Origin of the sequence: Micromonospora sp. NPDC127501 (genome assembly GCF_040302185.1) — a bacterium.
Classification (GTDB): domain Bacteria; phylum Actinomycetota; class Actinomycetes; order Mycobacteriales; family Micromonosporaceae; genus Micromonospora.
The window spans coordinates 476,833-499,900 of sequence record NZ_JBEORJ010000001.1 but is presented as its reverse complement, the minus strand read 5'-3'; the positions used below and the strand labels follow the sequence as shown (position 1 = coordinate 499,900).

Annotated in this window: 21 protein-coding genes; 15 read left to right on the top strand and 6 right to left on the bottom strand. The window is 69.6% G+C overall.

Features of this window, described 5'->3' with window-relative positions:
• Positions 1-60 precede the first annotated feature (60 nt).
• The 3 genes from ABTW72_RS02205 (at position 61) to ABTW72_RS02195 (ending at position 3,327) form a co-directional block, all read left to right on the top strand.
• The gene (locus ABTW72_RS02205; protein WP_350853120.1) at positions 61-1,215 is read left to right on the top strand and encodes a sensor histidine kinase; all 1,155 of its coding nucleotides are present in this window, start codon (positions 61-63) and stop codon (positions 1,213-1,215) included.
• Positions 1,212-1,814 carry a response regulator transcription factor gene (locus ABTW72_RS02200; protein WP_112583248.1) on the top strand — a complete coding sequence of 201 codons (603 nt, stop codon included), beginning with the start codon at positions 1,212-1,214 and terminating at the stop codon, positions 1,812-1,814. Before ABTW72_RS02205 ends, ABTW72_RS02200 begins: the two co-directional genes overlap by 4 nt.
• A gap of 412 nt (positions 1,815-2,226) precedes the next feature.
• Positions 2,227-3,327 (top strand): CPBP family intramembrane glutamic endopeptidase, encoded by a 1,101-nt coding sequence (locus ABTW72_RS02195; RefSeq protein WP_350853116.1) that lies wholly within the window; start codon positions 2,227-2,229, stop codon positions 3,325-3,327.
• A 334-nt stretch (positions 3,328-3,661) separates the two neighbouring features.
• Here ABTW72_RS02195 and ABTW72_RS02190 read toward each other — a convergent pair whose 3' ends face one another.
• Positions 3,662-4,570, bottom strand: a complete 909-nt coding sequence (locus ABTW72_RS02190) for a GNAT family N-acetyltransferase (protein WP_350853113.1) — start codon at positions 4,568-4,570, stop codon at positions 3,662-3,664.
• 166 nt (positions 4,571-4,736) lie between these two features.
• Here ABTW72_RS02190 and ABTW72_RS02185 point away from each other — a divergent pair, with 166 nt between their 5' ends.
• On the top strand, positions 4,737-4,907 hold the full coding sequence (locus ABTW72_RS02185; RefSeq protein ID WP_350853112.1) for a hypothetical protein: 171 nt from the start codon (positions 4,737-4,739) through the stop codon (positions 4,905-4,907).
• A 114-nt stretch (positions 4,908-5,021) separates the two neighbouring features.
• Here the strand turns inward: ABTW72_RS02185 and ABTW72_RS02180 are convergent, their stop codons facing one another.
• From ABTW72_RS02180 to ABTW72_RS02170, 3 genes are all read right to left on the bottom strand, one after another.
• Positions 5,022-6,335 carry a poly(ethylene terephthalate) hydrolase family protein gene (locus ABTW72_RS02180; protein ID WP_350853109.1) on the bottom strand — a complete coding sequence of 438 codons (1,314 nt, stop codon included), beginning with the start codon at positions 6,333-6,335 and terminating at the stop codon, positions 5,022-5,024.
• Between the two features lie 140 nt (positions 6,336-6,475).
• A complete protein-coding gene (locus ABTW72_RS02175; RefSeq protein ID WP_350853106.1) occupies positions 6,476-8,911 on the bottom strand; it encodes a non-reducing end alpha-L-arabinofuranosidase family hydrolase in 2,436 nt (811 codons plus the stop codon).
• 565 nt (positions 8,912-9,476) lie between these two features.
• A complete protein-coding gene (locus ABTW72_RS02170; RefSeq protein ID WP_350853103.1) occupies positions 9,477-10,460 on the bottom strand; it encodes a GNAT family N-acetyltransferase in 984 nt (327 codons plus the stop codon).
• A 417-nt stretch (positions 10,461-10,877) separates the two neighbouring features.
• Here ABTW72_RS02170 and ABTW72_RS02165 point away from each other — a divergent pair, with 417 nt between their 5' ends.
• The 11 genes from ABTW72_RS02165 to ABTW72_RS02115 all read left to right on the top strand — a co-directional run bounded on the left by ABTW72_RS02165 (position 10,878) and on the right by ABTW72_RS02115 (position 21,197).
• A complete protein-coding gene (locus ABTW72_RS02165) occupies positions 10,878-11,756 on the top strand; it encodes a hypothetical protein (protein WP_350853100.1) in 879 nt (292 codons plus the stop codon).
• On the top strand, positions 11,749-12,249 hold the full coding sequence (locus ABTW72_RS02160; RefSeq protein WP_112639157.1) for a SigE family RNA polymerase sigma factor: 501 nt from the start codon (positions 11,749-11,751) through the stop codon (positions 12,247-12,249). The genes ABTW72_RS02165 and ABTW72_RS02160 overlap by 8 nt, the downstream gene beginning before the upstream one ends.
• Positions 12,250-12,629: 380 nt before the next feature.
• On the top strand, positions 12,630-13,091 hold the full coding sequence (locus tag ABTW72_RS02155) for a hypothetical protein (protein WP_350853097.1): 462 nt from the start codon (positions 12,630-12,632) through the stop codon (positions 13,089-13,091).
• A gap of 49 nt (positions 13,092-13,140) precedes the next feature.
• Positions 13,141-14,007, top strand: a complete 867-nt coding sequence (locus ABTW72_RS02150) for a serine hydrolase (RefSeq protein WP_350853941.1) — start codon at positions 13,141-13,143, stop codon at positions 14,005-14,007.
• Positions 14,008-14,172: 165 nt separating this feature from the next.
• A complete protein-coding gene (locus tag ABTW72_RS02145; RefSeq protein WP_350853095.1) occupies positions 14,173-14,802 on the top strand; it encodes a fasciclin domain-containing protein in 630 nt (209 codons plus the stop codon).
• Positions 14,803-14,804: 2 nt separating this feature from the next.
• Positions 14,805-16,385: a molybdopterin-dependent oxidoreductase gene (locus ABTW72_RS02140; RefSeq protein WP_502892137.1), complete on the top strand. Its 1,581-nt coding sequence runs from the start codon at positions 14,805-14,807 to the stop codon at positions 16,383-16,385.
• A 154-nt stretch (positions 16,386-16,539) separates the two neighbouring features.
• Positions 16,540-17,328, top strand: coding sequence for a GVDTG sorting domain-containing protein (locus tag ABTW72_RS02135; RefSeq protein ID WP_350853092.1), 789 nt, complete (start codon positions 16,540-16,542; stop codon positions 17,326-17,328).
• A gap of 13 nt (positions 17,329-17,341) precedes the next feature.
• The gene (locus ABTW72_RS02130; RefSeq protein WP_350853089.1) at positions 17,342-18,031 is read left to right on the top strand and encodes a class F sortase; all 690 of its coding nucleotides are present in this window, start codon (positions 17,342-17,344) and stop codon (positions 18,029-18,031) included.
• Positions 18,032-18,079: 48 nt separating this feature from the next.
• A complete protein-coding gene (gene sigK / locus ABTW72_RS02125) occupies positions 18,080-18,706 on the top strand; it encodes an ECF RNA polymerase sigma factor SigK (protein ID WP_350853087.1) in 627 nt (208 codons plus the stop codon).
• On the top strand, positions 18,703-19,431 hold the full coding sequence (locus tag ABTW72_RS02120; RefSeq protein WP_350853084.1) for an anti-sigma factor: 729 nt from the start codon (positions 18,703-18,705) through the stop codon (positions 19,429-19,431). Before sigK ends, ABTW72_RS02120 begins: the two co-directional genes overlap by 4 nt.
• A gap of 113 nt (positions 19,432-19,544) precedes the next feature.
• A complete protein-coding gene (locus ABTW72_RS02115; RefSeq protein WP_350853081.1) occupies positions 19,545-21,197 on the top strand; it encodes a serine/threonine-protein kinase in 1,653 nt (550 codons plus the stop codon).
• A gap of 161 nt (positions 21,198-21,358) precedes the next feature.
• Here the strand turns inward: ABTW72_RS02115 and ABTW72_RS02110 are convergent, their stop codons facing one another.
• Together ABTW72_RS02110 and ABTW72_RS02105 are read right to left on the bottom strand one after the other, a co-directional pair.
• Positions 21,359-21,964, bottom strand: a complete 606-nt coding sequence (locus ABTW72_RS02110; RefSeq protein ID WP_112583273.1) for a lytic polysaccharide monooxygenase auxiliary activity family 9 protein — start codon at positions 21,962-21,964, stop codon at positions 21,359-21,361.
• Between the two features lie 268 nt (positions 21,965-22,232).
• Positions 22,233-22,811, bottom strand: coding sequence for a hypothetical protein (locus ABTW72_RS02105; protein WP_350853077.1), 579 nt, complete (start codon positions 22,809-22,811; stop codon positions 22,233-22,235).
• Positions 22,812-23,068: the final 257 nt, after the last annotated feature.

Here is a 23,068-nt window from a genome sequence, read left to right as displayed (position 1 = left end):
CACCACCGCATGTGACGTGGTGTCACTGGTCGTGGCCCCGTGCTGCCGGATACTGAGGTGGTGACCGGGAGATCGCCGCGCTTCACCGAGTCGACGCAGGGAAGGCTGCGCCGGCTCAACCTGGCCACGTCACTGCCGCCGGTGGTGTTCGCCGCGGTGGTCCTGCTCTACACCGACGCGCGTACCTGGTGGCACGTCGTCGTCCTGGCGCCGGGGGCCGTGGCGGGCGTGGTGGCCTTCGAACGGTGGACGGCCAACGACCTCGCCCGGGTCGCGCTGCCCTGCCTGGTCGTAGCGGCGGCGGTCTGGCCGCTCGGGGTCCTGGTGACCGGCAGCCCCAACGCCTACTGGGGTTTCTGCGCCGTAGGTTCGCTTGCCCTGCGCGAGGTGCGACGACGCCGGAAGCTGGTGATGGCCGGGCTGTTCACCTACGTCGCCGCCGTCGGCGCGGCGCGGCTGCTGGTGCAGCGGGACGACATCGGTCACGTCCTGCTCACCTACGTTCTCATCCCGACCGCCCTCACCGTCATCGTGACGGTCTTCACAGTGGTGGGCGAGCGGTTCTACGACCTCATCCGGGAGCTCGAACAGACCAGGGAACGCGAGGCGGAGCTGGCCGTGGTCCGGGAGCGCGTACGGTTCGCCAGCGACCTGCACGACATCCAGGGCCACACCCTGCACGTGGTCAAGCTGAAGATCGCCCTGGCCCAGCGACTGCTGCTCCGCGACACCGCTCGGGCGGAGAAGGAGCTGCGGGAGACGTACACGCTGGTCAGCGACACCATCGCGCAGACCAAGGAACTCGCCTACGCGCAACGGCGGCTCAACCTCACCGCCGAGATGGAGAACGCGAAGAACCTGTTCGAGGCCGCCGGCATCCGGGTCCGGGTGACCCGGGAGGCCGAGGTCGATGCCCGCGCCAGCGAACTGCTCGGGCAGGTGCTGCGGGAGACGACCACGAACATCCTGCGGCACGCGCAGGCCACCCAGGTGCAGATCACGCTCGCCGCGTCGGGCATCACCATCGTCAACGACGGCGTGACCGCCACCACGGCCCCCGAGCTCAGGGGACTGGCGGCACTGAGGCAACGGGTGGCGGGCGACGGGGGTGAACTGACCGTGGAACACAGGGACGGGCGGTTCCTGACCACCGCGGTCTTCCCACCCGCTCGGGCCGACGCGGCCCCGACAGTCAGCGGGAAGGACGGCCGATGACCACCATCGTGCTCGCCGACGACGAGGCGCTGCTGCGCACGGCCCTGGCCGCGCTGCTGCCGATGGAGGGCGACATCACCGTTCTCGCCGAGGCGCAGGACGGCCGGACGGCGATCGCCGCCACCCTGCGGCACCGGCCCGACGTGCTGGTCATTGACCTGGAGATGCCGGGCGTGGACGGCCTGGGCGCGGTCGCCGAGATCCGCCGCGAGCGACCGGAGCAGGTGATCCTCATGCTGACCCGGCATGCCCGCCCCGGCGTGCTGCGCAAGGCGCTGAAGCTCGGCGTCCAGGGCTTCGTCAGCAAGTCCGCCGAGCCAGCCCACATCACCTCGGTCATCGCCACCCTGCACTCCGGGAAACGCTGGATCGACCCGGACGTGTCAGTGCTCGCCGTCACCGAGGACTGCCCCCTCACCGACCGTGAAGCCGACGTCCTGCGGGTCACCGGCGAGGGCTACTCGGTCGCCGACATCGCCGCTCGGCTCCACCTCGCTCCGGGCACCGTCCGCAACTACCTCTCCAACGCGATGCGCAAGACCCAGACCCGGACCCGCCACGAAGCCGCCCGGTACGCCCGCGAACACGACTGGCTGTAGACGCGTCAACGGTCGCCTACCGCGACCGTAAGTACCGGCTGCTGAAGGAGAGGTCCGAGGCGCGGTTGGCGGCCTTCGCGATCGACGCGGGCACGGGCCGGACGGTGGGGTACGAGGCCGGTACCGGTGGCTACGGCAACGCCCCGATCGCGCGAGCAGCCGGGACGCGTACGGCGAAATGTCACGGTGACGTGATGACGCTGCGGCACTGCTGGCGAGTCGCGATGAGCGCTGCAATGGGATGTCCACACCTTTGAAAGGAAGCTCCCCGATGAATACCCCCAGAGCCGCGGGACCCTGGACAGGGACGGAACGCCCGAGCGCTTCTGACGCAGGAAGCTCGCGCCTCCTGACGCCGGAGCATGCCCGGTCGCTCGTCGACGGCTCCCGGCCGTTCGGCGCCCACCTCCGGATGAGCTGGTGGAAGCCGCTCGTGGTCATCCTCGTGCCGCCGCTGGCGATGGTGGTGCTACAGGTTCTGCTCTACCAGCTCGTGGGCGTCATCGAGGGCAGCGACGACCCGATGTCAGCCACCCTCACGCCCTTGAAGTTCCTGGCCGTCAACCTCAGCATCGCCACGGCGGGCGTCCTGGCGATCCTGCTCCTGGTGTGGATCGCCAAGGTCCCGTGGCGCAGCCTGATCAGTGCGCCCCGAGCCTTCGACGCGCGCCGTCTGACGTACTACCTGATCGCAGCGATGCTGCTGGTGGGTGCCGGGATCGGTGTGGTGGCGCTGGTCGCGCCCGACGCCCCGGGCTGGACCGCGTTCGGTGTCACCGGCACGACGGTCGGCATGCTGGTGATCGTCGTGCTGAGCACCCCGGTGCAGGCCGTCGGCGAGGAGTTGATGTTCCGAAGTGCCGTGCTGCCCGCCGCCGCGTCCTGGGTGCGTGCGGTTCGCCCGGCCCTCGTCGTCGGGCTCGTCGTCTCCGGCCTGGGCTTCGCCGTGGTCCACGGGTCGGCTGACCCCTGGCTCTTCGGTTACTACACAGTGATCGGCATCAGCACTGGCCTGATGGCCATCATCAGCCGTGGCATCGAGGCACCGGTTGCCTTCCACGTCGCCAACAACGTGCTGTTCACGACCGTCAACACGGTGATGGCCGACGGTGAGGCCTTCGCGATCGACCGGTCCACCGACTCCGGTGACGCGTCCCTGCTGATCCTCGGCGGCGTCAACGTCGCCATGGTCGTGCTGGTTTGGTTGCACGAGCGGCGAGCCCGGGCCGCACGAGCGGGCCGACCGGCCGGCTCGATCAAACCGTCAGTGGTCGGTGAAGGCGTTCACCCAGTCGGGCAGCTGTTCGGCCGGGAGGAAGGCCTGGAGGTCGCCGACTGTCTGGGTCGCCGTGCCCCACACCTCGTACGGGCTCCCGGCGCTGATCGGGCTGCGGTCGTGCAGCAGCCCGTGGAGCAGCTCCAGGGTGACGGCATCCACCCGACCGTGGAGCCTGGCGGTGTGCATCAACGCGAGCAGGCTCTGCCGGCGGGTCTCCGGGTTCGGCGAGCGTAACCCGCGGGCGACCCTGGGCAGGACCGCGTCGGTGTCGGGGTTGTTGTGGACCAGAGCGATCAGTGCGGCCCCGACGTGCTCTTCCCCGCGGTCGAAGGCCGCGTCGATGTCCGCGGGCTCCTGGCAGCGGTTGAGGTTGCTGGCCCGCTCCCAGTCAAGGTCGACGGGCTCAGCGTCGTCGTCCTCCGATGCACTGTCGCCCGCTGCCACATAGATCACCGGCCGAGTGTCCGCCAGGGCGGGCAGGAAATCCAGCAGGGCGGCGGCAGCTCGACCAGGGCACTGCGCGAGCAGGCCACGACCTGATCGGTGGAGCCGCTCCACCGGCTGCTCATCACACGATGACCAGGTTGGCCATGTCGACGACCGGCCGGTAGCCGAGGGCGGCGTAGATCTTGTTCGACGTCGGGTTGGCCTGGTCGGTGAACAGGCAGACCCGCGCACCCTCGGCCTGGATTCGGCGGGAAACCTCGGCGACCGCGTTGCTGGCCCAACCGCGCCCCCGCTGGGCCGGCGGTGTGTAGACCGGGCCCAAGCGGGCCACCCCGAACGACGGTGGGTTGGCGCCGGTGAGGTGCATCGGTTCCCCGGTCTCGTCGACCCAGAACCACAGCCGTCCGGCGTGGAGTCGACGCAGCACCTCGGCGTGGTCGGGCGCTTCGTGCGCACTCGTACCGCGCGGGCGGCCCGATTGTTCGTCAGCGTCACCCATGAACGCGGCGAGCCACTCCGTGACCAGTCCCGCATCGTCCTCGGTCGCGGCCACCAGGCCGCCAGGCACTGGTGGCGGCCACGTCAGCTCGCCGAGCTCGTGCAGCCGTGTGTGCTGGGAGACCTGGACTTCACCCCCACCGAGCCGCGCCAGCGCGGTGGCGCACAGGTCGACCGCGGGCCGGGCCCCGTTGACCGCGAGGACCTCCTCCCCGCGATCGTGCAACGCGTGGGCCAGCGCAACGGCCGCCTCGTCGGGCATGGGCAGCAGGAATGGCGGATAGGGGGCGTACGGCGCCGAGCGCATCCCGGCACCGACCACGGTGCCGGAGTCGTCGCTGACCACCAGCCACCAGTTGCGGTCGGACTGCGGGATCCCGTCGGCCTGCTGCGCCAACAGCCGGTGCGCGATGGTGGTCACGACCGTGCTGACCACTGGATCGGCGCCCAGGTAGTCGCCCGCAGCGGCCAGGAACTCGCCCGGATCGCTGAGGAACCGCAGCCGCAGTCCGGTCCTCGGGACAATGCTCATCCGCGTACGCTAGCCACCGCCCACCACATCGACACGGGATTTTTTTGCTGCCGAGGACCGGTGAGCGCCGAAACAACAGTGCGGCGGGCCCACGGTTGGTCCCGGTCGGGCGGGGTACACCGCCGCGAGTGGGGCCGCCAGCGCAAGCGCCGCCCAGGTGTTGAACGTGGCGCAGGTCGAGCAGGTCGCGGGCGACCTGACCCACCTCCACCACGCCACCGGTGGCGAGAAGGCGTTCCTCACAACCGCCAATGCCGTCGTCGCCCCGCTCGGCCTTCTCGTCATCGCCCTGACGCTCGTCCGGGACGCCAGGCGTCGCCGTCCTGCGGCCAGGTGATGCGGGCGGACCCGACATGACGCCGGGTCCGCCCGTTTCAGGCGTGCTGGATCTCGCCCTGCCGCTGGTCGATCCGCACACCCTGGAACAGGTGGTGCGCCGAGTCTGCCGTGATCAACGTGCGAGGGCGGCGAGCCGGAACTGCTGGTTGGTCTGTCCGTGGCAGTCGTAGAGCTGGATCTGGGCTCCGTTGGCGGTGCTCCAGGCGTCCAGGCATCGTCCGGACTGGACGTTGCTGATGGTGCCGTTGGAGTTGACGTTCCACTGTTGGTTGGTCTGGCTGTGGCAGCTGTAGATCTGGACCGCCGCGCCGTTGGCGGTGCCTGCCGCGTCGAGGCACATGGTGCCGTACACCTGGAGTTGTTTGTTCGAGGTGTAGGTCCATGCCTGGTTGGTCTGCTTGTTGCAGCCGTAGAGCTGCACCCGGGTGCCGTTGTTACGTGAGGCGTTGGGTACGTCGACGCACCGGCCGGACTGCGTACCGACGATCTCGTTGGCGGAGCCGGGTGGGACGGTCGGCGGATCGGTGGGAGTCGGCGTCGTGGGCAGCAACGGGCAGGTGCTGCGGTAGGTGACCACGCCGCTGGAGTCCAGCAGTGGGCAGAGGAACTGGCTGTACCGGGTGTCGTTGTCGATGAACATCTTGACGAACGGCAACATGGTCCGGACCATCACCGGGTTCGACCGCCCGACCATGAAGCCATGATCCGCGCCGGCGACCTCCAGGTAGACGCTCTCCGTCGTGGCCGGGAGGCTGTTGTACAGGCCGGTGGCGTAGGACGGGGTGACCACCGTGTCCGCCTGCCCAGAGAAGATCATCGTGGGCACCCGGTCGTTGGCCAGGTTCGACGACGGCGAGTACGGCGCGATGCCGACCACTGCCTTCAACGACGAGCGTCGCGTGGCCGCACTCAGCGCGCCACCGCCGCCCATCGAGTGACCGGCGACCGCCAACCGGTTGGGGTCGACCCGGTCGCGTACGGGGCTCTGCTGTGTGAGGTAGTCCAGTGCGGCGAGCAGCTGGGTGCCTCGGGCCGTGTCGAAGTCGTTGCGGCTGTTGGTCTCGATGCCGATCACGACGAAGCCGTGGGACGCCAGCCACGGTCCCATCCAGGCCAGCTCGGCGGAGAACAACGCGGTGTAACCCGGCGAGATCGCGATGGCACCGAAGGTGCCCTGGCTGGTGTCGGTCGGGTAGTAGATCCTGCCGCCGTTGAAGCCGTACCCGGTCGGGACGCTGACCGACGTGTTGGCGAAGGGGCCGTTCACGGCGGTGACGCTGGTCCGGGTGGGGTCCGGGCCCCGCTGGTACGGGTTGTCGGCGGCCGACGCCGACCCGGTCGCCACGGTGATGGTGAACAACCCGACCGCGGCGGCGATCCCGGCCGCGGCGAGCTTGAACAACCGTCCCCGGAAACGGGGGGACACTCGGTCAGTGTGGGCCTTCCCCGAGGGTGGGGGGTGGTCTGCGGGTCCTCGCACTATCGGTACCTCCTGGTGGTGGATGGGTGCGGGGCGGACGGGCCCGGTGTGGTGCCGAACCTGCCCGCCCCGGCGTTGTCCGGTCGTCAGCGTTGCAGCGTCAGCAGACCCGGCCGGTACGGCAGCAGGCCGTAGTCGCCGCCGGAGCTGGGTGAACGCCCCTGGTAGAGCAGTTGGAGGTTGCAGGCGTCAATGGTCATGGTCTGATCGGCGTTGCTGCGGATCAGTTCGCCGTGACTGATGTCGTTGGTCCAGGTGGCGCCGCTGTTCGCCTTGCCGGCGAAGGGGTTGCTCTCGGACGTCGCCTGCGGCGTCCACGTACCACCGAGGCTGGTGGCCGTGAACGACCGGAAGTAGCGTCCGTTCGCGCCGATCGCCTCGACGAGCATGAGGTACCGGTTCTGGCCCTGGAGTTTGTAGACCTGAACCCCTTCGAACAGGTTGTTCGTCGAGTCGGTCATGATCGTCGTGTAGTTCGACCCGAAGCTGCCCGGGAAGTTCCCGATGGGCATGCTGGCCCGGTAGATCCTGCCGTTGTCCCCGGCGAAGAACAGGTACATGTTCTGGTCGTCACCGATGATCGCCTGGTCGATCGGGCCGGTGCTGGAGTTGGAGATGCTTCCGGTGAACAGCGTCTGCGCCGCGGACCAGCTGTTCACGTTGGTCGGGTCGGTCGACGTCCGGTAGGAGAAGGCCGGCCCACCCCACTGGTAGGTCAACACCCAGACGTTGCGCGGCGCGAAGTAGAACAACGACGGCGCCACCGCCGCGAACGGCATCTGGTTCTGCGACGCCGACCCCATCTGGTTCCAGTTCGAGAAGAGACCGAAGTTCATCGAGCCCCAGGTCGTTCCCGTGTCGTGCGTTGTCGCGTAGACCAACTGCTGGCCGTTGTACGGGGCGTGGGTGAAGTCCTTCAGCGACACCCATCCCGACCTCGGCTGCGCCAGCGCGCCCGTCGACGACCAGCGGTACGACGACGGAAGATCACAGTTACCGCCGGGCGGGGGAGTCGTCGGTGTCGGCGTCGGCGTCTGGGTGGGCCCGCCGGAGGTGGCGAGCCGGAACTGCTGGTTGGTCTGTCCGTGGCAGTCGTAGAGCTGGATCTGGGCTCCGTTGGCGGTGCTCCAGGCGTCCAGGCATCGTCCGGACTGGACGTTGCTGATGGTGCCGTTGGAGTTGACGTTCCACTGTTGGTTGGTCTGGCTGTGGCAGCTGTAGATCTGGACCGCCGCGCCGTTGGCGGTGCCTGCGGCGTCGAGGCACATGGTGCCGTACACCTGGAGTTGTTTGTTCGAGGTGTAGGTCCATGCCTGGTTGGTCTGCTTGTTGCAGTCGTAGAGCTGGACCCGCGTGCCGTTGGTGGTCGAGGCGTTGGGGACGTCGACGCACCGGCCGGACTGTGTGCCCACGATCTCGGAGGCGGAGCCGGGCGGGACGGTGGGGGTGGGTCCCGGCGTGGTGGGCGTGGGCGTGGGGGTGGGGCCGGCGCTGTTCAGCGCCTCGAGGGTGGCCGTGTAGGCGGCCTTCTTGTTGCCGTTGCACTCGAAGAGCAGCGGAGTGCCGCTGGAGCGCCACGAGTCGCAGTCACGCACACCCCACACGGTGAGCCCGTTGCAGCGAGCCACGGCAAGGCAGTCGTTGACCACACTGCGGTAGGTGTTGGCCTGCGTCGTGCCGGATCCCTCGATGTCCAGCTCGGTGATCTGCACGTCCACCCCGAGAGCGGCGAAGCTGGACAGCGTGGTGCGGTAGTTGCTGTTGTACGGCGAGTTGGCGTTGAAGTGCGACTGGAAGCCGACGCAGTCGATCGGCACCCCACGAGACTTGAAGTCGCGCACCATGTTGTACACGGCCTGCGTCTTGGCCCAGGTCCAGTTGTCGGTGTTGTAGTCGTTGTAGCAGAGCTTCGCGTTCGGGTCGGCCGCGTCGGCGGCGCGGAACGCCGCCTCGATCCAGTCGTTGCCGGTGCGCTGCAGGTTCGAGTTGCGGCGGGCACCGCTGTTGCCGTCCTCGAACGCCTCGTTCACCACGTCCCACGAGTAGATCTTGCCGCGGTAATAGGTGGCCACTCGGGTGACGTGGTTCAGCATCGCGTTGCGCAGCGCGGTGCCCTCCATGCTCTGCATCCAGCCCGGCTGCTGCGAGTACCAGGCCAGGGTGTGGCCCCGGACCTTCCAACCCCGGGAGATGGCGTGGTTCACGATCCGGTCCGCGTTGCTGAAGGTGAAGTTGTTCTGCTGCGGCTCGGTCGCGTCGATCTTCATTTCGTTTTCGGGAGTGATGCTGTTGAACTCGCGGTTCAGGATCGTCGTGTAGGCGCTGTCGTTGAGTTTGTTGGCGGCCACGGCGGCACCGAAGTACCGGCCGGACTGGGCTGCGGCGGCACCGAGGGTCGTCTCGGCGGCCTGGGCCAGGTTGGGCAGCAGCGACACGACCAGGGCCAGAATTATCGCGGCTGTTCCGGAAAGAGTGAGCGTTCGCAGTCGGGTGCGCCTGATGGGACGGGTCCGGGGAACCATGCTGATCCTCCTGTGGTGGGGGTACGAGATTCCTGTCGCTGTTCCGTTTGGTGGCCCCGCTCGGATGGTGGCGGGCACGATGTCGAGCCGCCCGAGCGGGCCGGGGCTCACGTCAGGGCACCAGCCCGGATGCGGGTCGTTCGGGCCACCTGGCCAGCGGGTGAAGGGCGGTGACGGGTAGGCCCGGTCGCCCGTCGGGGGGTGGTTGCGGGGCGTTGGGCTCTCTCGGTGGTGGATGTGGTCGCCTGGCAGGTGGGTGGGCCCGACGGTCGTGTGGAGCGCCTCCAGTGCTTAGGGATCTTGTTAACGTTCACACTTGTCGATGGCTCTCAGGCTGGCAGAAAATTCCAGAGTTTTCAACCGGTAGTTTCGGACCTGTTACGAGGTTGGCCAAGGCGGCCTGCGCGCCATCCGAAAGGGCTGCCTGGCCGACCGCTTCAGCCGGGCGGTGAACCAGCTCGAAGCGACAAGCTGGACGTACGCGTCGGCGGGCTCCACGCGCTGTGGCGGATCCCGGAATATTTCGCGTACGCGGCGCAGAGCGCGAGTCGACCAACCGTCGGGCTTACGGCTGCTCGTCGGCCTCGGGGGTGAGCTGCCGCATCAGCACCGCGAACCCCTGCCCCGACTCCACAAAGCCCAGTTTCCGGTAGAGCGCCAGAGCGGCGTGATTGCTGTCGGTGACCTTGAGTCGCAGTTGTGCGACGCCGGTTGAGCGCGCACGGTGCAGGACCCGCGAGATCATCGCCGTGGCCAGGCCGCTGCGGCGCCAGGATGCTCGGGTGCCCAGACAGTGCAGAACCACCGTCGGCGTGTCGGTGCTGCCGTCGGCGAGCGCGAAGAGGAAGGCGGCCACCGGGTTGTCGCTTCGGTCGGCCTCGGCGAGCACCAGGCAGGAGAGGTCGGGCAGGAACCGCGGATGCCCGGTCGCGTGCTGGGGCCAGGTGCGCTGGTCGGGTCGAACCGCTGTCGGGCTGTCGGCGTAGGCCTCATTGTGGGCCAGCCGGGCCAGTTCGTCGTAGCGCTCGTCGGCAGGTGTCAGCACCAGACTGGGCGGCAGCGCGGGAGCCGGCGGCTCATCAGGAACCGCCAGGACGAGGTCCCGTTCGTGACGGGCCAGCGCGAAGCCGTCACGGATCAGCAGCTCGCGGCCGGCCCGGTCGTTCTCGGCACACCGGATGCCGAGGACGGCCCGTGCCGATCCTCGGCTGTCCCTCACCTGCTTCGCCTGGTCGATGAGCCAGTGGTGCAGCTCCGCGCGGACATCGTCCGCAATGTCGGGATGAAACACCTTGGTCAGGCGGATCCGGAGCACGTCGTCCGCTGTTCCCATGTCGGCGACCTCACCGTACGCGGCGACGCTGCCGGTGTCATCGCGGCCGACCCGGGTACGTCCGGCACTGTCCGGCCCGAGAGTGGCCAGTCGATTCTGGACGTCCTCAGCGCGCTGCTCCATGCCGACAGGGGCGACCGCCTCGGCGCGCTGGAAGAGGGCCGCCAGCGCTGCTGCCTCGGCTGACGTGGCGCGACTCCAACCCGCGATCCTCATCGATGGTCATCCTATGGAACCGGTTCGATGAAGGTCAATCGCACGCCGGATCGCCGGACAGCGTCGACCATCCAGCTCTCCGAGCTGCCGGATACCGCAGCTTCCGGTGGGCCCCACGTCGACGACCTAACCTCCTAGGACGCTCTGCGGGTTGTGCCCCGACCCACTGTGTCGCCCGCCCCTGCGGCAGGGACGGAACGCCAGCAGCTTCAGCTGCTCGAACCGCCCACAGCAACGCACCTGGCGAGGGGAGCGTGACGCTACGGAGGTGGTCGCACACGTACTGAAAACAGCGGCTTCCGACGACGCGGACGGCTGAAAATTCGCGCCGAAATCCGGTAACCAAACCGGCGGGTCAACCCGTCAGGTCAGTGACGGATCGCCACTGCGGCGGTCGGCCGAGGAGGAACAAGGGACATGGGCGACGTGCGTGGGCGTTTCAGGGACGACCTGGCCCAACATCCCGCCCCGCCACTGGGTGACCTGGTCCAGCAGTCGGTGGTGCAGGGCCGCCGGCTTCGTCGCCGACGCCGCCTGGCGCAGTTCGGTGCCGGCGGATCGGCGTTGGCGATGCTGCTCGTGATCGGCCTGGCCGCCGGGCCGCTCGGCTTCGGTGCGGATGAGACAGGTCAGCCTGGCGGGCTGACCGTCGGTTCGCCGGTTGGGTCGGTCGACACCGCCACGCCGTCCCCGGCTGGGCCCTCCGACGGCGCCCCGGGAGGGGTGGAGTCGGGCACCGGCGGTGACCCCCGTCGGCCAGCGCCGCCGGCTCGCTCGACCACGGTGATCGACACCCTGAGGATGGGGGCGGGGCCGGACGGCGAACTGCTGACCACCACACCGCAGGGCGCCCTGGAACTGCTGAGCCGGCTGCTGCCCAAGGGGAAGACCAGCGGTTATGCGAGTCTGCAGAGCAGCGGGGCGGGCCCCGGTATGCCGTACGTCCAGCTCTACCTGGACCGAGGCGATGGACCGGGCATGGTGCGGCTCTCCATCTACCGGGACAGCCTCGGTGGCAACCCGGTCCCGGGGACGGTGGAGCTGACCGAAATACCCGACAACTGCGTGCAGAACCAGACGGTCACCGTGCACCACCGCGGCGGCCTCCAGGTGGATCTGATGATCTCCACCTGTCTGGTCTGGGACGCCAAGGGGACCATCCCGGCACCGCCCGTCCTCTCCGTGAAGGAGGCGACCGAGATCGCCGGCAACCCGATCTGGGGGACGAAACTGCCGGCCGAGTTCGTCCGCAACGGTGCCAAGAGGTTCCCGACGCTGGACCGGTCGAATGGCTGACGAAGACTTCGTGGAGTTCGCGCAGGCGACCGTCGGCCGGCTGCGCGACGCCGCGTTCCTCATGTGCCGCGACTGGCATCTCGCCCAGGACCTCACCCAGACGACGCTGGCCAAGGTGTACGCCAACTGGCGGCGGGTCCGCCGGGCCGACGACCCCCACGCGTACGCCCGCAAGATACTGCTGCGCTGCATGATCGACCAGCAGCGACGTCGCTCCAGCCGCGAGTTGGCGATGTCGGCCCCGCCGGAGCGGGGCGAGGAACATCCGGCCGAGCTGCGCATGACGTTGCTGGACGCGGTCGCCACCTTGCCGTTGCGGGACCGGGCGATCATCGTCCTGCGCTACTGGGACGACCTGAGCGTGGAGACGACCGCCGAGGTTGTGGGCGTCTCCACCGCCGTCGTCAAGAGCCAGAGCATGCGCTCTCTCAACCGCCTGCGTGAGTTGCTCGGCGAGACCCGTTCCGAGCTGTTCGCCGAGGAACGCCATTGACCGGTCCCGTCTGCCGCCGGGGTGCGGCGGGTCCCGGTGGGGTGGGACCGCCGGCCGGCAACCGCCGCGTCGGTGCTGCGGCGGCGACGAACGTGCCGCCACGCGTCGTCGGCTGAAGCGTCACCTGCGGTGGCAAGGACTTGCGTTTGGGGGAGGTTTTCGGTGTCCGTATCGAGCAGCAGGACGAGCAGAGGCCGGATTCGCGGCAGAGGCCGAGGTTCTGTCGCCGTCGTGCCGGCGGTCCTGTCGGCGTTGTTGGTGATGGCCGGAGGGTGCCATCGGGGGGAGGCCGGTGTCGGCCCCGACGAGCGACACACCGCGAACGCGGAACGGGACGATCCCCGCTGCTGGGGGCGGGCGATCTGGGGGCGGACTGGCACGTGGACGACGCGCGAACCGGTCTGGCGTCCTGGCCGTGGGAGCAGGACAGCTGCCCCCACTACAAGAGCAGCGACTATCCGGCCAAGTCGCATCGGCGCGCTGCCGTGGAGCGCTACTACCGGCTGTCTGACGGCTCGTCGTCGGCTCACCACGTCGTGGAGACGTACGAACCTGGATGGGCCGAGCGGAACGTCGATGACGTCCGTCGCGTCCTCCTGCGGTGCGCGACCTACCCGGTCCTCGGGTCGCAGGTGTCGTTCGACGTCGTCGATCCGCAATATCTGGAGGGCACTGGCATGCTCGTTCGAGGTCGCATCGCGCATGCGGACACCCCGAACACCGTCACGTACTTCGTGATGGTGAAACGAGGCGAGACGGTCTCGACGGTCCGCCTGCCCGATCCGGGCAGCCAGGCCGTGGTGGACTCGATCGCGGCGAGGGCGGTGGCCCGCCTTGGCTGAGGGGAATGGGCGGCAACTGCCGCGACGGTGGGTCGTCTCCGCGGTGACCATGTCGCTGGCCGGCGTCGCGACGGCCGCCTTCGGGGCCACCCGCGGTCGCGACGGCGACGGAGCCGGACCGTCGCACGGTTCACCCCCTGCCAGTCCGATCCCCACGACGCCGGCCACCGACCGGATCGACCAGGCGAGAACGCGCATCAAGGCCTACGTGCAACGGTACGACGGCCACCTGGCGGTCGCGGCACTGGATCGACAAGGAACGGCTGCGGTGACGGTCGGTGCCAAAAGGTTCGAGACCGCCAGCATCGTCAAGGTCGACATTCTCGCGGCTCTTCTGCTGCGTCAGAACCCGCCAGGCAAGGCCCTCGGTTCTGACACCCGGCGGTTGGCCGAGGCCATGATCGTGTCCAGTGACAACGATGCGGCGGTGGCCCTGTGGCAGCGGATCGGGGGCTCGCGCGGCCTCACCGCCGCGAACCGCGCGCTCGGTCTGCGTGAGACGAAGCCGAACGCGCACTGGGGACTCACCACGACCACGGTCGCCGACCAGCTCCGTCTGCTGACCGCGTTGACGTCACCGACGGGACCGCTGACGCCGCAGGACCGTACCTTCGTCATGGGCCTGATGAAGAAGGTGATCCCCGAGCAGCGATGGGGAGTCACCGCCGCGCGAGAGCCGGGCAGTCGTGCCGAGTACGTCAAGAACGGCTGGGACACCGCTGATGCCGACGGCGGCCGCTGGCTGGTCAACAGCATCGGACGGGTCGTCGAGGCCCGTCATGACTGGCTGGTCGCCGTGCTCTCCGACCATCACGTGAGCCAGAAAGAGGGCATCCGCGTCGTCGAGAAGGCCGCCACGTACGTACTCAGGGAGCTACGCGCCGCCACTGCGGGCGACGGCCCTCCGCAGGGGTAGACCTCGGCGCCGGGGCAGGCCGACCGTGGGTTCGTCGACCTGCCCGGCCAGGCGCTCGTCATCGTCGACACCAAACAATTCCCGATCTTGTACCCATCCGTCTGCGGGTCGGCCTCGAATGCCTCATGACAGCAGCAATCGAGTACAAGCATCTGAGGAGTTCGTATGAAGCGGCGCCTGTTTGCCACGGTCGGCGTGATCGTCGTGCTGGCCCTGTCCGCCTGCGGCGGTACCGACAGCGAGGACACCGCCAGCGGCACGCCGAGTACGTCGGCCAGCGCGCCGATGGCCTCTGCCTCGCCGTCGATGATGATGTCGGGTCAGTTCGGCGCGGGATGCGCGGCCGTGCCGACCGAGCCGTCCAACCCGGGAAGTTTCGAGGCGATGGCGAAGGTACCGGTGGCCACCGCCGCATCCGGCAACCCACTGTTGTCGACGCTGGTGACGGCGGTGAAGAAGGCCAACCTGGTGGACTCGCTCAACGGCGCGCAGGGCGTGACGGTGTTCGCGCCGACCAACGACGCGTTCGCGAAGCTTCCGAAGGCCGACCTGGACAAGGTCCTGGCCGACGACGCCATGCTCAAGAAGATCCTGACCTACCACGTGGTGCCGACCCAGCTGTCCCCGGACACCCTGGCCGGCACCCACAAGACGCTGCAGGGCGACGACGTCACGGTGACCGGTGGTGGCAGCTCGTTCACCGTCAATGGCACCTCGATGGTGGTCTGTGGGAACGTCTCGACGGCCAACGCCACGGTGTACATCGTTGACAGCGTCCTGATGCCGAAGAGCTGATGGTGTCCACCACCATCGAGCCCCGGCCGGCGACCCGCCGGCCGGGGTCGCCCCCGGGCATCACCGCCGCCCGCGGCCTCGTCGTCGGCGTGCTGACCGCCGGGGTTGCCCTCGGCGTGGCCCATCTCGTCGCGGCGCTGGTCAATCCGGCCGCCGACCCGGTGCTGGCAGTCGGCAGTGTCGCTGTCGACCTGGTGCCGCAACCGGTCAAGGCATTCGCCATCCGCACCTTCGGCGCCAACGACAAGATCGCCCTTCTCGCCGGCGTCTACACGGTGCTGGCCCTGAGCGCGGTCCCGCTCGGCGTGGCGGCGTTACGACGACGCCGCTACGGTCTGGCCGGCCTGGCCGCGTTCGCCGCTGCCGGTGTGGCCGCCGTCCTGTCCCGCCCGACGGCGGCGCCGTTGGACGTCCTGCCGGTCCTGGTGGGCACCGGCGTCGGGACGGCAGTGATGCTGGTGCTGGTACGCGCGGCCCGGACGGTCGTGGTCCCTGGCTCGGGTCGGCCGCGGCTGCTCAACCGCCGCCAGTTTCTGGTCACGACGGCGGGGGCGGCGCTCACCGCCGGCGCCACGGCAACAATCGGCCAGACTGTCGGTCGCCGCAGCGCAGTGGGCGCGCGTTCCCGCGCTGCCGTTCGCCTACCGTCGCCGGTGCAGCCCGCGCCGCCGCTGCCCGGCGGCGTCTCCGCCGGCGTGGACGGTGTGTCGGCGTTCCACACCCCCAACCGGGACTTCTACCGGGTCGACACCGCCCTCACCGTCCCGCAGGTCGACCTGGAAACCTGGCGGCTGAGCCTGGACGGCGCGGTCGACCGGCCCCGTACCTGGACATTCGACGACCTCCTCGCCCGCGGTGTGGTGGAGCGGGACATCACCCTGAACTGCGTCTCCAACGAGGTCGGCGGTCCCTATGTCGGCACCGCCCGCTGGACGGGGATCCCCCTGGCGCCGCTGCTCCGCGAGGCGGGCATCCGCGCCGGGCAGAACCAGCTCGTCAGCCGTTCCGTGGAGGGCATGACCATCGGCACCCCGCTCGAGGCGATCCTCGACGGCCGCGACGCGTTGTTGGCCGTGGCCATGAACGGCGAACCCCTGCCCCTGGAGCACGGTTTCCCCGTCCGCATGCTGGTCCCCGGCCTCTACGGCTACGTCGGCGCCTGCAAGTGGCTCACCTCGATGCGGGTGACCACCTTCGACGCGTTCGATCCTTACTGGGTGCAGCGCGGGTGGGCCGCCGAGGCGCCCGTCAAGACCGCATCGCGGATCGACACCCCGAAACCCTTCGCGAAACGGCGCGCCGGCCCCGTCACGATCGCCGGTGTCGCCTGGGCGCAACGTCGCGGGATCACCGCCGTCGAGGTGCAGATCGACGACGGGCCGTGGCGGCAGGCCCGCCTCGCCGACGGCCCGTCACCGGACCTGTGGCGGCAGTGGACCTACCGCTGGGACGCCACCTCCGGCAGCCACACCCTCCGGGTACGGGCCACCGATGCCACCGGCGCCACCCAGACCGATGAACGGGCCACGCCCTTCCCGGACGGCGCGACCGGCTGGCACAGCACCACAGTCACCATCACCTGACCTGGCGCGTCCGACGGTCGCCGTCCGGGCCGGAAAGAAGCCCGGGCCGGAAAGAAATCCGGGCCGGGACCAATCCGCTGGACGGGGGGCGACGAATCCCCCACGACAGCACCTGAGCATCGACGCCGCACCCAGGCGGAGACGGAGATTTGTTGTGAGATTGTCCCGAGCCCTGCTGGCCGTGCCCGCGGCCGCCCTGATCCTCGCCTTCCCGGGTGTCGCGCACGCCGATGAGAGCGTGCAGGTCCAGTTGCAGGACCTCAACGAGACCGGCGCCACCGGTACCGCCACGTTGACCGCCACGGGCGGCGGTGACCTGAAGGTCATGATCCGGTCGAAGGGCATGACGCCGAATTCGCCGCACGCCCAGCACGTGCACGGTGCCGCGAACGGCATGGACTTCCACTGCCCGGACAAGTCCGCCGACGCCAACGGCAACGGCTACGTCAGCACCGAAGAGGGCCTCAAGATGTACGGGGACATCTTCATCTCGCTGACCACCACCGGAGACACCACAAAGGCCAGCGGCCTGGCGGTGGACCGGATGCCGACGGCCGACGCGAAGGGCAACCTCAGTTACGAGCGCACCATTCCCGCCGCGGAACTGCCCAAGGGCACTATCGCGCACCTGAAGGACCTGCACCTCGTGCAGCACGGCATCGACGCCAACAAGAACGGCAAGTACGACATGGAAGCGCTCGGCGAGTCGACGTTCGCCAAGTCCGTCGGCGTCAACGGCATCCCCGCCGAGGCCACCGACCCCGCGACGTGCGGCATGGTCAGCGGCGCGGCGGCCGGCTCCGTACCCGCTGGGGGCGTCGCCACCGGCGACGGCAGCACCTCAGGCGGATCACCGATGATGATCTACGCCGTGGGTGGCCTCGCGCTGCTCGGTGCCGCCGGCGCGGTGGCTGCGCGACGCCGGCTCGCCGGCGAGCGCTGAGCTGGCGGCGATCGTGACGGACACCGGTGACGCACCAGTGCCGGCCGGCCGTCGCCGGGGGCGCCACGCGCTCCTGGCGGCGGCCGGCATCCTGACCGTGACGGCGGCCCTGACGATCGGTGTCGCGGTCGCCAACCGGGACGGCGACCCACCGCGACCCGACGCGTCGGCCGCGGCACCAGCCGTGAACGCGTCGCCTGCCCCGGCGACCAGGCCGGGCGAGTTGACCTCGGGACCGCTGATGGCCGGCTCACCGCCGACGCGGGTGTCGATCCCGTCTCTGAAGATCACCGCCGCCATCGTCGCCCTCGGCCTGCAGGCGGACGGCGCGATGCAGGTTCCGGACAGCGCCACCGACGTGGGCTGGTTCACCAAGGCACCGACGCCCGGCGCTCTCGGCCCGGCCGTGCTGGCCGGGCACGTCGACTGGAAGGGCCGCCGCGGGACGTTCTTCAACCTGGGCAAGTTGCCTGTCGGTGCAGGGATCACCGTCGACCGCCAGGACGGCAGCGCCGCGACGTTCACCGTCACCAAGGTCGAGCAGCATCCCAAGGACCGCTTCCCCACCGCCGGGGTGTACGGGGCGACCGACCACGCGGCGCTACGCCTGATCACCTGCGGCGGCGAGTTCGACGACACCACCCAGCACTACCGCGACAATGTCATCGTCTACGCACGCCTCGCCCACGCTCATCCCGCCTAGACACAAGTGCGGCGGCACACCGAGCCGTCGACAGCACAGGGAGAGGACATGCCGAGAATGAGCGGTGATTCAGAACAGGGGCGGCGGTTGCGTGCGGTGCCGCCGGACACCGCGACTCCGCTGAACGCCGACGAGTTGCTGCCGCGGGTGGCGCGGGGCGACGAGGCGGCATTCGCCACGCTGTACGACGCCATCGCGGGCAGGGTCCTCGGGCTGGCCCGGCGGGTGGTCCGCGATCCGGCGCAGGCGGAGGAGGTGACGCAGGAGGTGATGGTCGAGGTGTGGCGCACCGCCGGCCGCTTCGACGCCGGCCGCGGCTCCGCCTCGGCGTGGATCCTCACCATGGCGCACCGCCGCGCGGTGGACCGGGTGCGCTCCGAACAGGCCCACACCAACCGCACCCAGCAGGTCGCCGCGACCGAGACACACGTTCCCTACGACGAGGTGGTCGAGGATGTCACCGCCCGGTTGGAGCGGGAACAGGTCCGCCGGTGCCTGGGCCGGTTGACGCCGGTGCAGCGGGAGTCGGTGACCCTGGCCTACTACGGCGGTCACACCTACCGGGAGGTCGCCGAGAAGTTGCAGACGCCGCTGCCGACGGTGAAGACGCGGATGCGCGACGGACTGATCCGGATGCGCGACTGCCTGGGCATCGAGATGGAGGGACGGGCATGAGCGCCGATGTTCACACCCTCGCTGGTGCGTACGTCCTGGACGCGGTCGACGACATTGAGCGGGCTGCGTTCGAGCGGCACCTGGCCGAGTGCGAGCCGTGCCGCGTCGAGGTGGCCGAGCTGCGGGAGACCGTTGCCCGCCTCGCCGACGACACTGTCGTCGAGGCGACCCCGCCGGGTTTGCGGGAGCGGACCCTCGCCCAGGCGGCCCGGACCCCACAGCTACGTGTCAGTCCCGCGGGTGCCGGCGGCAGACGCCCGGCAGGCAGGTGGCGACAGCTCACCGTGGCCGCCGCCGCAGCCGTCCTCGTGGCCGGTGGCGCGAGCGCTGTCACCTGGACCGTCAGCAACGATCGGATCAGCGACGAGCAGGCCAGCAGCGACCAGGCGCGGCAGATCGCCGGTGTCCTGGACGCCCCGGACGCCCGGGTGTTCGAGCGGTCGCTGCCGCCCGGTGGTGCCGCCACAGTGGTGGTCTCCCGTGACCGCGACCGGGGTGTGGTGCTGCTGCGCGACCTGCCCGCGCCCGGTGCCGGGCGGATCTACGAGCTCTGGCTCATCCGGGGCAGCGAGCCCCGCAAGGTGGGACAGCTCGCCGAGGGGGACAGGGAGTCGACCACTGTCATCGGCCCGGTCGGCGAGGCGGGCACGTTCGGGGTGTCCAACGAGCCCGTCGGTGGCTCCGTTGCCCCCACGCGGATCGTGGGTACGGTCGAGCTGAGCTGAGCTGGGCCGGCTGCCGTCACACCGGCGGCCGGCCCGGCCCGGTCCGCCGCCTGAACCCTGGTGCCTCTGGTCACCCCACCCATCCGGACTGCGTACCGCTCCGAATCACTCGCATGGATGACGAGTTGCTCGCCGGCCGCTACCGCAGGCTTCTGCTGATCGGGGACACCGCGACCCCGGGACGCGTCTGGCTGGCACGCGACGAATTGCTCGACCGGCACGTCGCGCTCAAACAGATGACCCTGCCGGGATGGGTGAGCGACGCTGAGCGGTCCCGGCTGCGGGACAGAACGCTCGGGGAGGTACGCGGCCTGGCCGGTCTGGATCATCCGAGCGTGGTCGGAATGTGGGACGTGCTGAGCACCGACGGGTATCTGTGGCTCGTCATGGAGCACGTACCCTCCCGGTCCCTGTCCGAGGTGGTTGCCACCGACGGTCCGCTGGCACCCGCCGAGGTGGCACGGGTCGGCCTGCACCTGATCGCCGCACTGAGTGCCGCCCACGCCAGGGGAGTGACGCATCGGGAGGTCCGGCCGCAGAACGTGCTGCTCGCCGACGGTGGTCGGGTCATGCTCGGCGGATTCGGTCTGTCGATCTTCGACACCCGGGGTCCGGCGACCGTCACCGCGGCGAGCCTGTCGACGGTCCAGTACACCGCACCGGAGCGTGCCCGCGACGGGAGGTCCACCCCCGCCACCGACCTGTGGGCTCTCGGAGCGACGCTCTACCTGGCCGCGGAGGGCCGCCCGCCGTGGACTCGGCCGTCGACCCTGGCCATGCTCGCCGCCCTGGCCACCGAGGCACCGGACCGGATGACCGTCGCGTCGCTCGAATCCGCGATCAGCGGTCTCCTGCTGCGCAACCCCCGCCAACGCCTCTCCGCTCAGGAGGCCCGCGACCAACTGGAGCGGGTGGCCGCGGCGACGCCCGCGCCGGCACCGCGAGCGCGCCGCTGGGCGCGTGTGCGCGCCACGTCGCGCCGTCGACCCCCGGCCGTCACGCCGACGGTTCCGGCCGACGCAGATGCGATCACCACAATGGTCATTCCGGTCCTGGCACCCCCCATCCGCGATCGGACGACCGGCTGGGCGTTCGCGGGAGCCGTAGTGGGGCTGCTGGCGGTCGCGGCCGCCGTCGTCACGGCCACCGGTGCCGTGATCGGCTGGCGCGGCCCGGACAGCCTTCCGGCGGCCGAGCCGGGCGGTGCGGCCGCCGGCGTGGTGGAGTCGAGCGCGACGGCACCGCCAGCCCACCCTTGCCTGGACGATGCCGCCTCCAGCGAGGCCGAACCTTTGCAGGCGCTCGAAGCGCCGCTGCCGTACGCCCTGCCGAACGGGTGGGCGTGGCACCAGGACCCCGACGGTTTTCTGCTGGCGGTGCCCGAGGGATGGGCCCGGCACACCGAGGGCGCACTGGTGTGCTTCCGTGACCCCGCCGCGATACGGGCCATCGCCGTCGACCCCGCCGCCACAGCTTCCTCGGTACCGTCGAAGCAGTGGGAGGCCGCCGAGCGCGACGCACTGACCGCCAAGGTGCTGGCTGGCTACCAGAAGATCAGTATTGGGCCGGTAATCCGCCCAGGCGGCGCGGCGGAGTGGGAGTACACCTGCGACCAGGCCGGCGGCACGCGGCTGCACGCCCGCCGGCTGCTGGTCAACGAGAGCAAGACCCGCGCTTACAGCCTGTCCTGGGTCACTGAGGACAGCCGGTGGCGCGAGACCGAGCCCTTCCAACGACTGGCCCTCGCAAGCATCCGCCTCGACTGACGCGGCGATGGCTGGTCACACAGGTCGACATTGCGGTGCCCCTGGCGGCCCGAGCGGTCCGCCACCCGGCGGGGGCGGATGAGGCCACGATCGGAACAGCGATCCGGCTCAGGGCGCCAACGCCCTGAGCCGGATCAGTTTTGTAGCTTCGGTAGTGCCGATCAGGTGACGTTGATGTCACTGCACCACATGTAGGTCTGGTCCAGGTGCGACGCCCTCCAGAGCACGAACAGGATGTGGTTTCCGCTGCGCGCCGGGAGCGAGACGTTGAACGAGATGTTCTGCGCCGGCGCGTAGCGCCCGGTCGTCGTGATCAGGTCGAGGTTGCCCCACCCGAGCTTCTGGGTGGATGGGTTGAACCCCTGCTTGGTGACGTAGACCTGGAAGTAGTCAGCGCCGTGGCTGGCCTGGTCGTACAGCTGGACCGTGAGGTTGCGGCTGACGGTGGTCGTCTTCCACGCCCCGGGCTGGTTCACGCTGTCGTTCCTGGACAGGGCGTTGCTGCACAGCTGCCCGTCCGGGGTGCGAGCCTGGTACTGGCCGCCGAGACCGTCCCGCAACTGGCTCATCCAGTTCCACATGGTGTCGGGGTTTGCCTGGAACGCCCGCCAACACATGGGGTCCTGCTGCTGCATGGCGGGGTTCATGTGCTGACTACCCCAGGTCTTCCAGCATTGGTAGGCGCGACTCATCGGGTTGATGATGGTGCCGTGAGCCTGGGCTGCCCCGGTGAAGGGCAGCATGCCGGCCACGATGGCGAACACCATGACGAATGCTCGCAGGGACCGACGGACTGGTGACCGGGATCGTCCGCCGGATCGATCGGACTTGAGTGAACGCACTGTTCATCCTCCGCTCTTCGGGACTACAGATCAGAATGGGAACGCTCCCAAACCAACTGTTGCATCTATCGGTCCAAATATCAATGTTTATCGATCTATGGTCGGATGTGGATCGAGCTGACCGGCGTGTCCGCAGCCGCCCGGTTCGGATCCGGCTGCGCGCGACGACCGCCTCGCCGGCCGCCCGCCATGGTCACAGGCCGGCTGCGGCGTCGTACCGGCGGCGCTGGTCGGCCATCTCCGACTCGGTCAGCGCCTCCTTGAGCGCCAGCTCCGCGTACTTGGGCGGGAGCATCTGCCGTACCCGGTCGGTGAACATGACCTCGGCGGTCGCCTCGACCACCTGGATGCCCGGAGGCTCGGTGGACATGTCCATGATCACGGGACCGGCCAGTTTGACCGCCACGTCCCACGGGCGTTTCTGTTCGGCGACCCCGCAGAGGTGGAAGCCGTAGACCGTCCGTACGTCGGCGAGCGCTGTGGCCTCGGTCGGCTCGTAGCCGTAGACGCGGACCCCGCAGATCACTGCGGGCTTCGCCGTGCTGGCCGCCTGCTGGGCCCCGTGTCCGGCGTGGTTGTGCTGTCCCGGGTCCGCCTGTTCGAGCGTGGTCCGCATCCGGGCGATGACCTGCGATTGCAGATCCGCCGGCTTCGCCTCCGGGCCGGCCCGGTTGACCAGTACGGCCGCGCCGGCCGACGCCACCAGCACGATCGCCGCCACCCACACGAAGCGGTTCCGGTACCAACCCGCGAAGTTCTCTCGGGAAATCATGATTGCTTCTCACCTCGTCGCCGGTTCTGGTGCTGGCAGGCCGAATCGGACGCCCCCGGCGGGTCAGGCGTCGAGCGCGTCAGCCATCGGGACACGTGCGGGGGTTACCTACGGCGGGCGAGAAAGATTGCCCGGCAAGGCGCCCGTCGTCGTAGAGATGGCCCGGCGATCCGCCAGGCGAGCGTCCGCCAAGGCGACGCGCTGCCGGCGCTGCGATGCTCCCGTGCTGGCCGTTCCCAGCGCGTTTGCCCCCGCGC

Bases quoted from the DNA above. Each gene is read 5' to 3' on its own strand.
- ABTW72_RS02200 (WP_112583248.1), top strand. From the start codon at position 1,212: ATGACCACCATCGTGCTCGCCGACGACGAGGCGCTGCTGCGCACGGCC.
- ABTW72_RS02195 (WP_350853116.1), top strand. From the start codon at position 2,227: ATGAGCTGGTGGAAGCCGCTCGTGGTCATCCTCGTGCCGCCGCTGGCG.
- ABTW72_RS02190 (WP_350853113.1), bottom strand. From the start codon at position 4,570: ATGAGCATTGTCCCGAGGACCGGACTGCGGCTGCGGTTCCTCAGCGAT.
- ABTW72_RS02175 (WP_350853106.1), bottom strand. From the start codon at position 8,911: ATGGTTCCCCGGACCCGTCCCATCAGGCGCACCCGACTGCGAACGCTC.
- ABTW72_RS02170 (WP_350853103.1), bottom strand. From the start codon at position 10,460: ATGAGGATCGCGGGTTGGAGTCGCGCCACGTCAGCCGAGGCAGCAGCG.
- ABTW72_RS02165 (WP_350853100.1), top strand. From the start codon at position 10,878: ATGGGCGACGTGCGTGGGCGTTTCAGGGACGACCTGGCCCAACATCCC.
- ABTW72_RS02160 (WP_112639157.1), top strand. From the start codon at position 11,749: ATGGCTGACGAAGACTTCGTGGAGTTCGCGCAGGCGACCGTCGGCCGG.
- ABTW72_RS02150 (WP_350853941.1), top strand. From the start codon at position 13,141: ATGTCGCTGGCCGGCGTCGCGACGGCCGCCTTCGGGGCCACCCGCGGT.
- ABTW72_RS02145 (WP_350853095.1), top strand. From the start codon at position 14,173: ATGAAGCGGCGCCTGTTTGCCACGGTCGGCGTGATCGTCGTGCTGGCC.
- sigK (WP_350853087.1), top strand. From the start codon at position 18,080: ATGCCGAGAATGAGCGGTGATTCAGAACAGGGGCGGCGGTTGCGTGCG.
- ABTW72_RS02120 (WP_350853084.1), top strand. From the start codon at position 18,703: ATGAGCGCCGATGTTCACACCCTCGCTGGTGCGTACGTCCTGGACGCG.
- ABTW72_RS02115 (WP_350853081.1), top strand. From the start codon at position 19,545: ATGGATGACGAGTTGCTCGCCGGCCGCTACCGCAGGCTTCTGCTGATC.
- ABTW72_RS02110 (WP_112583273.1), bottom strand. From the start codon at position 21,964: ATGGTGTTCGCCATCGTGGCCGGCATGCTGCCCTTCACCGGGGCAGCC.
- ABTW72_RS02105 (WP_350853077.1), bottom strand. From the start codon at position 22,811: ATGATTTCCCGAGAGAACTTCGCGGGTTGGTACCGGAACCGCTTCGTG.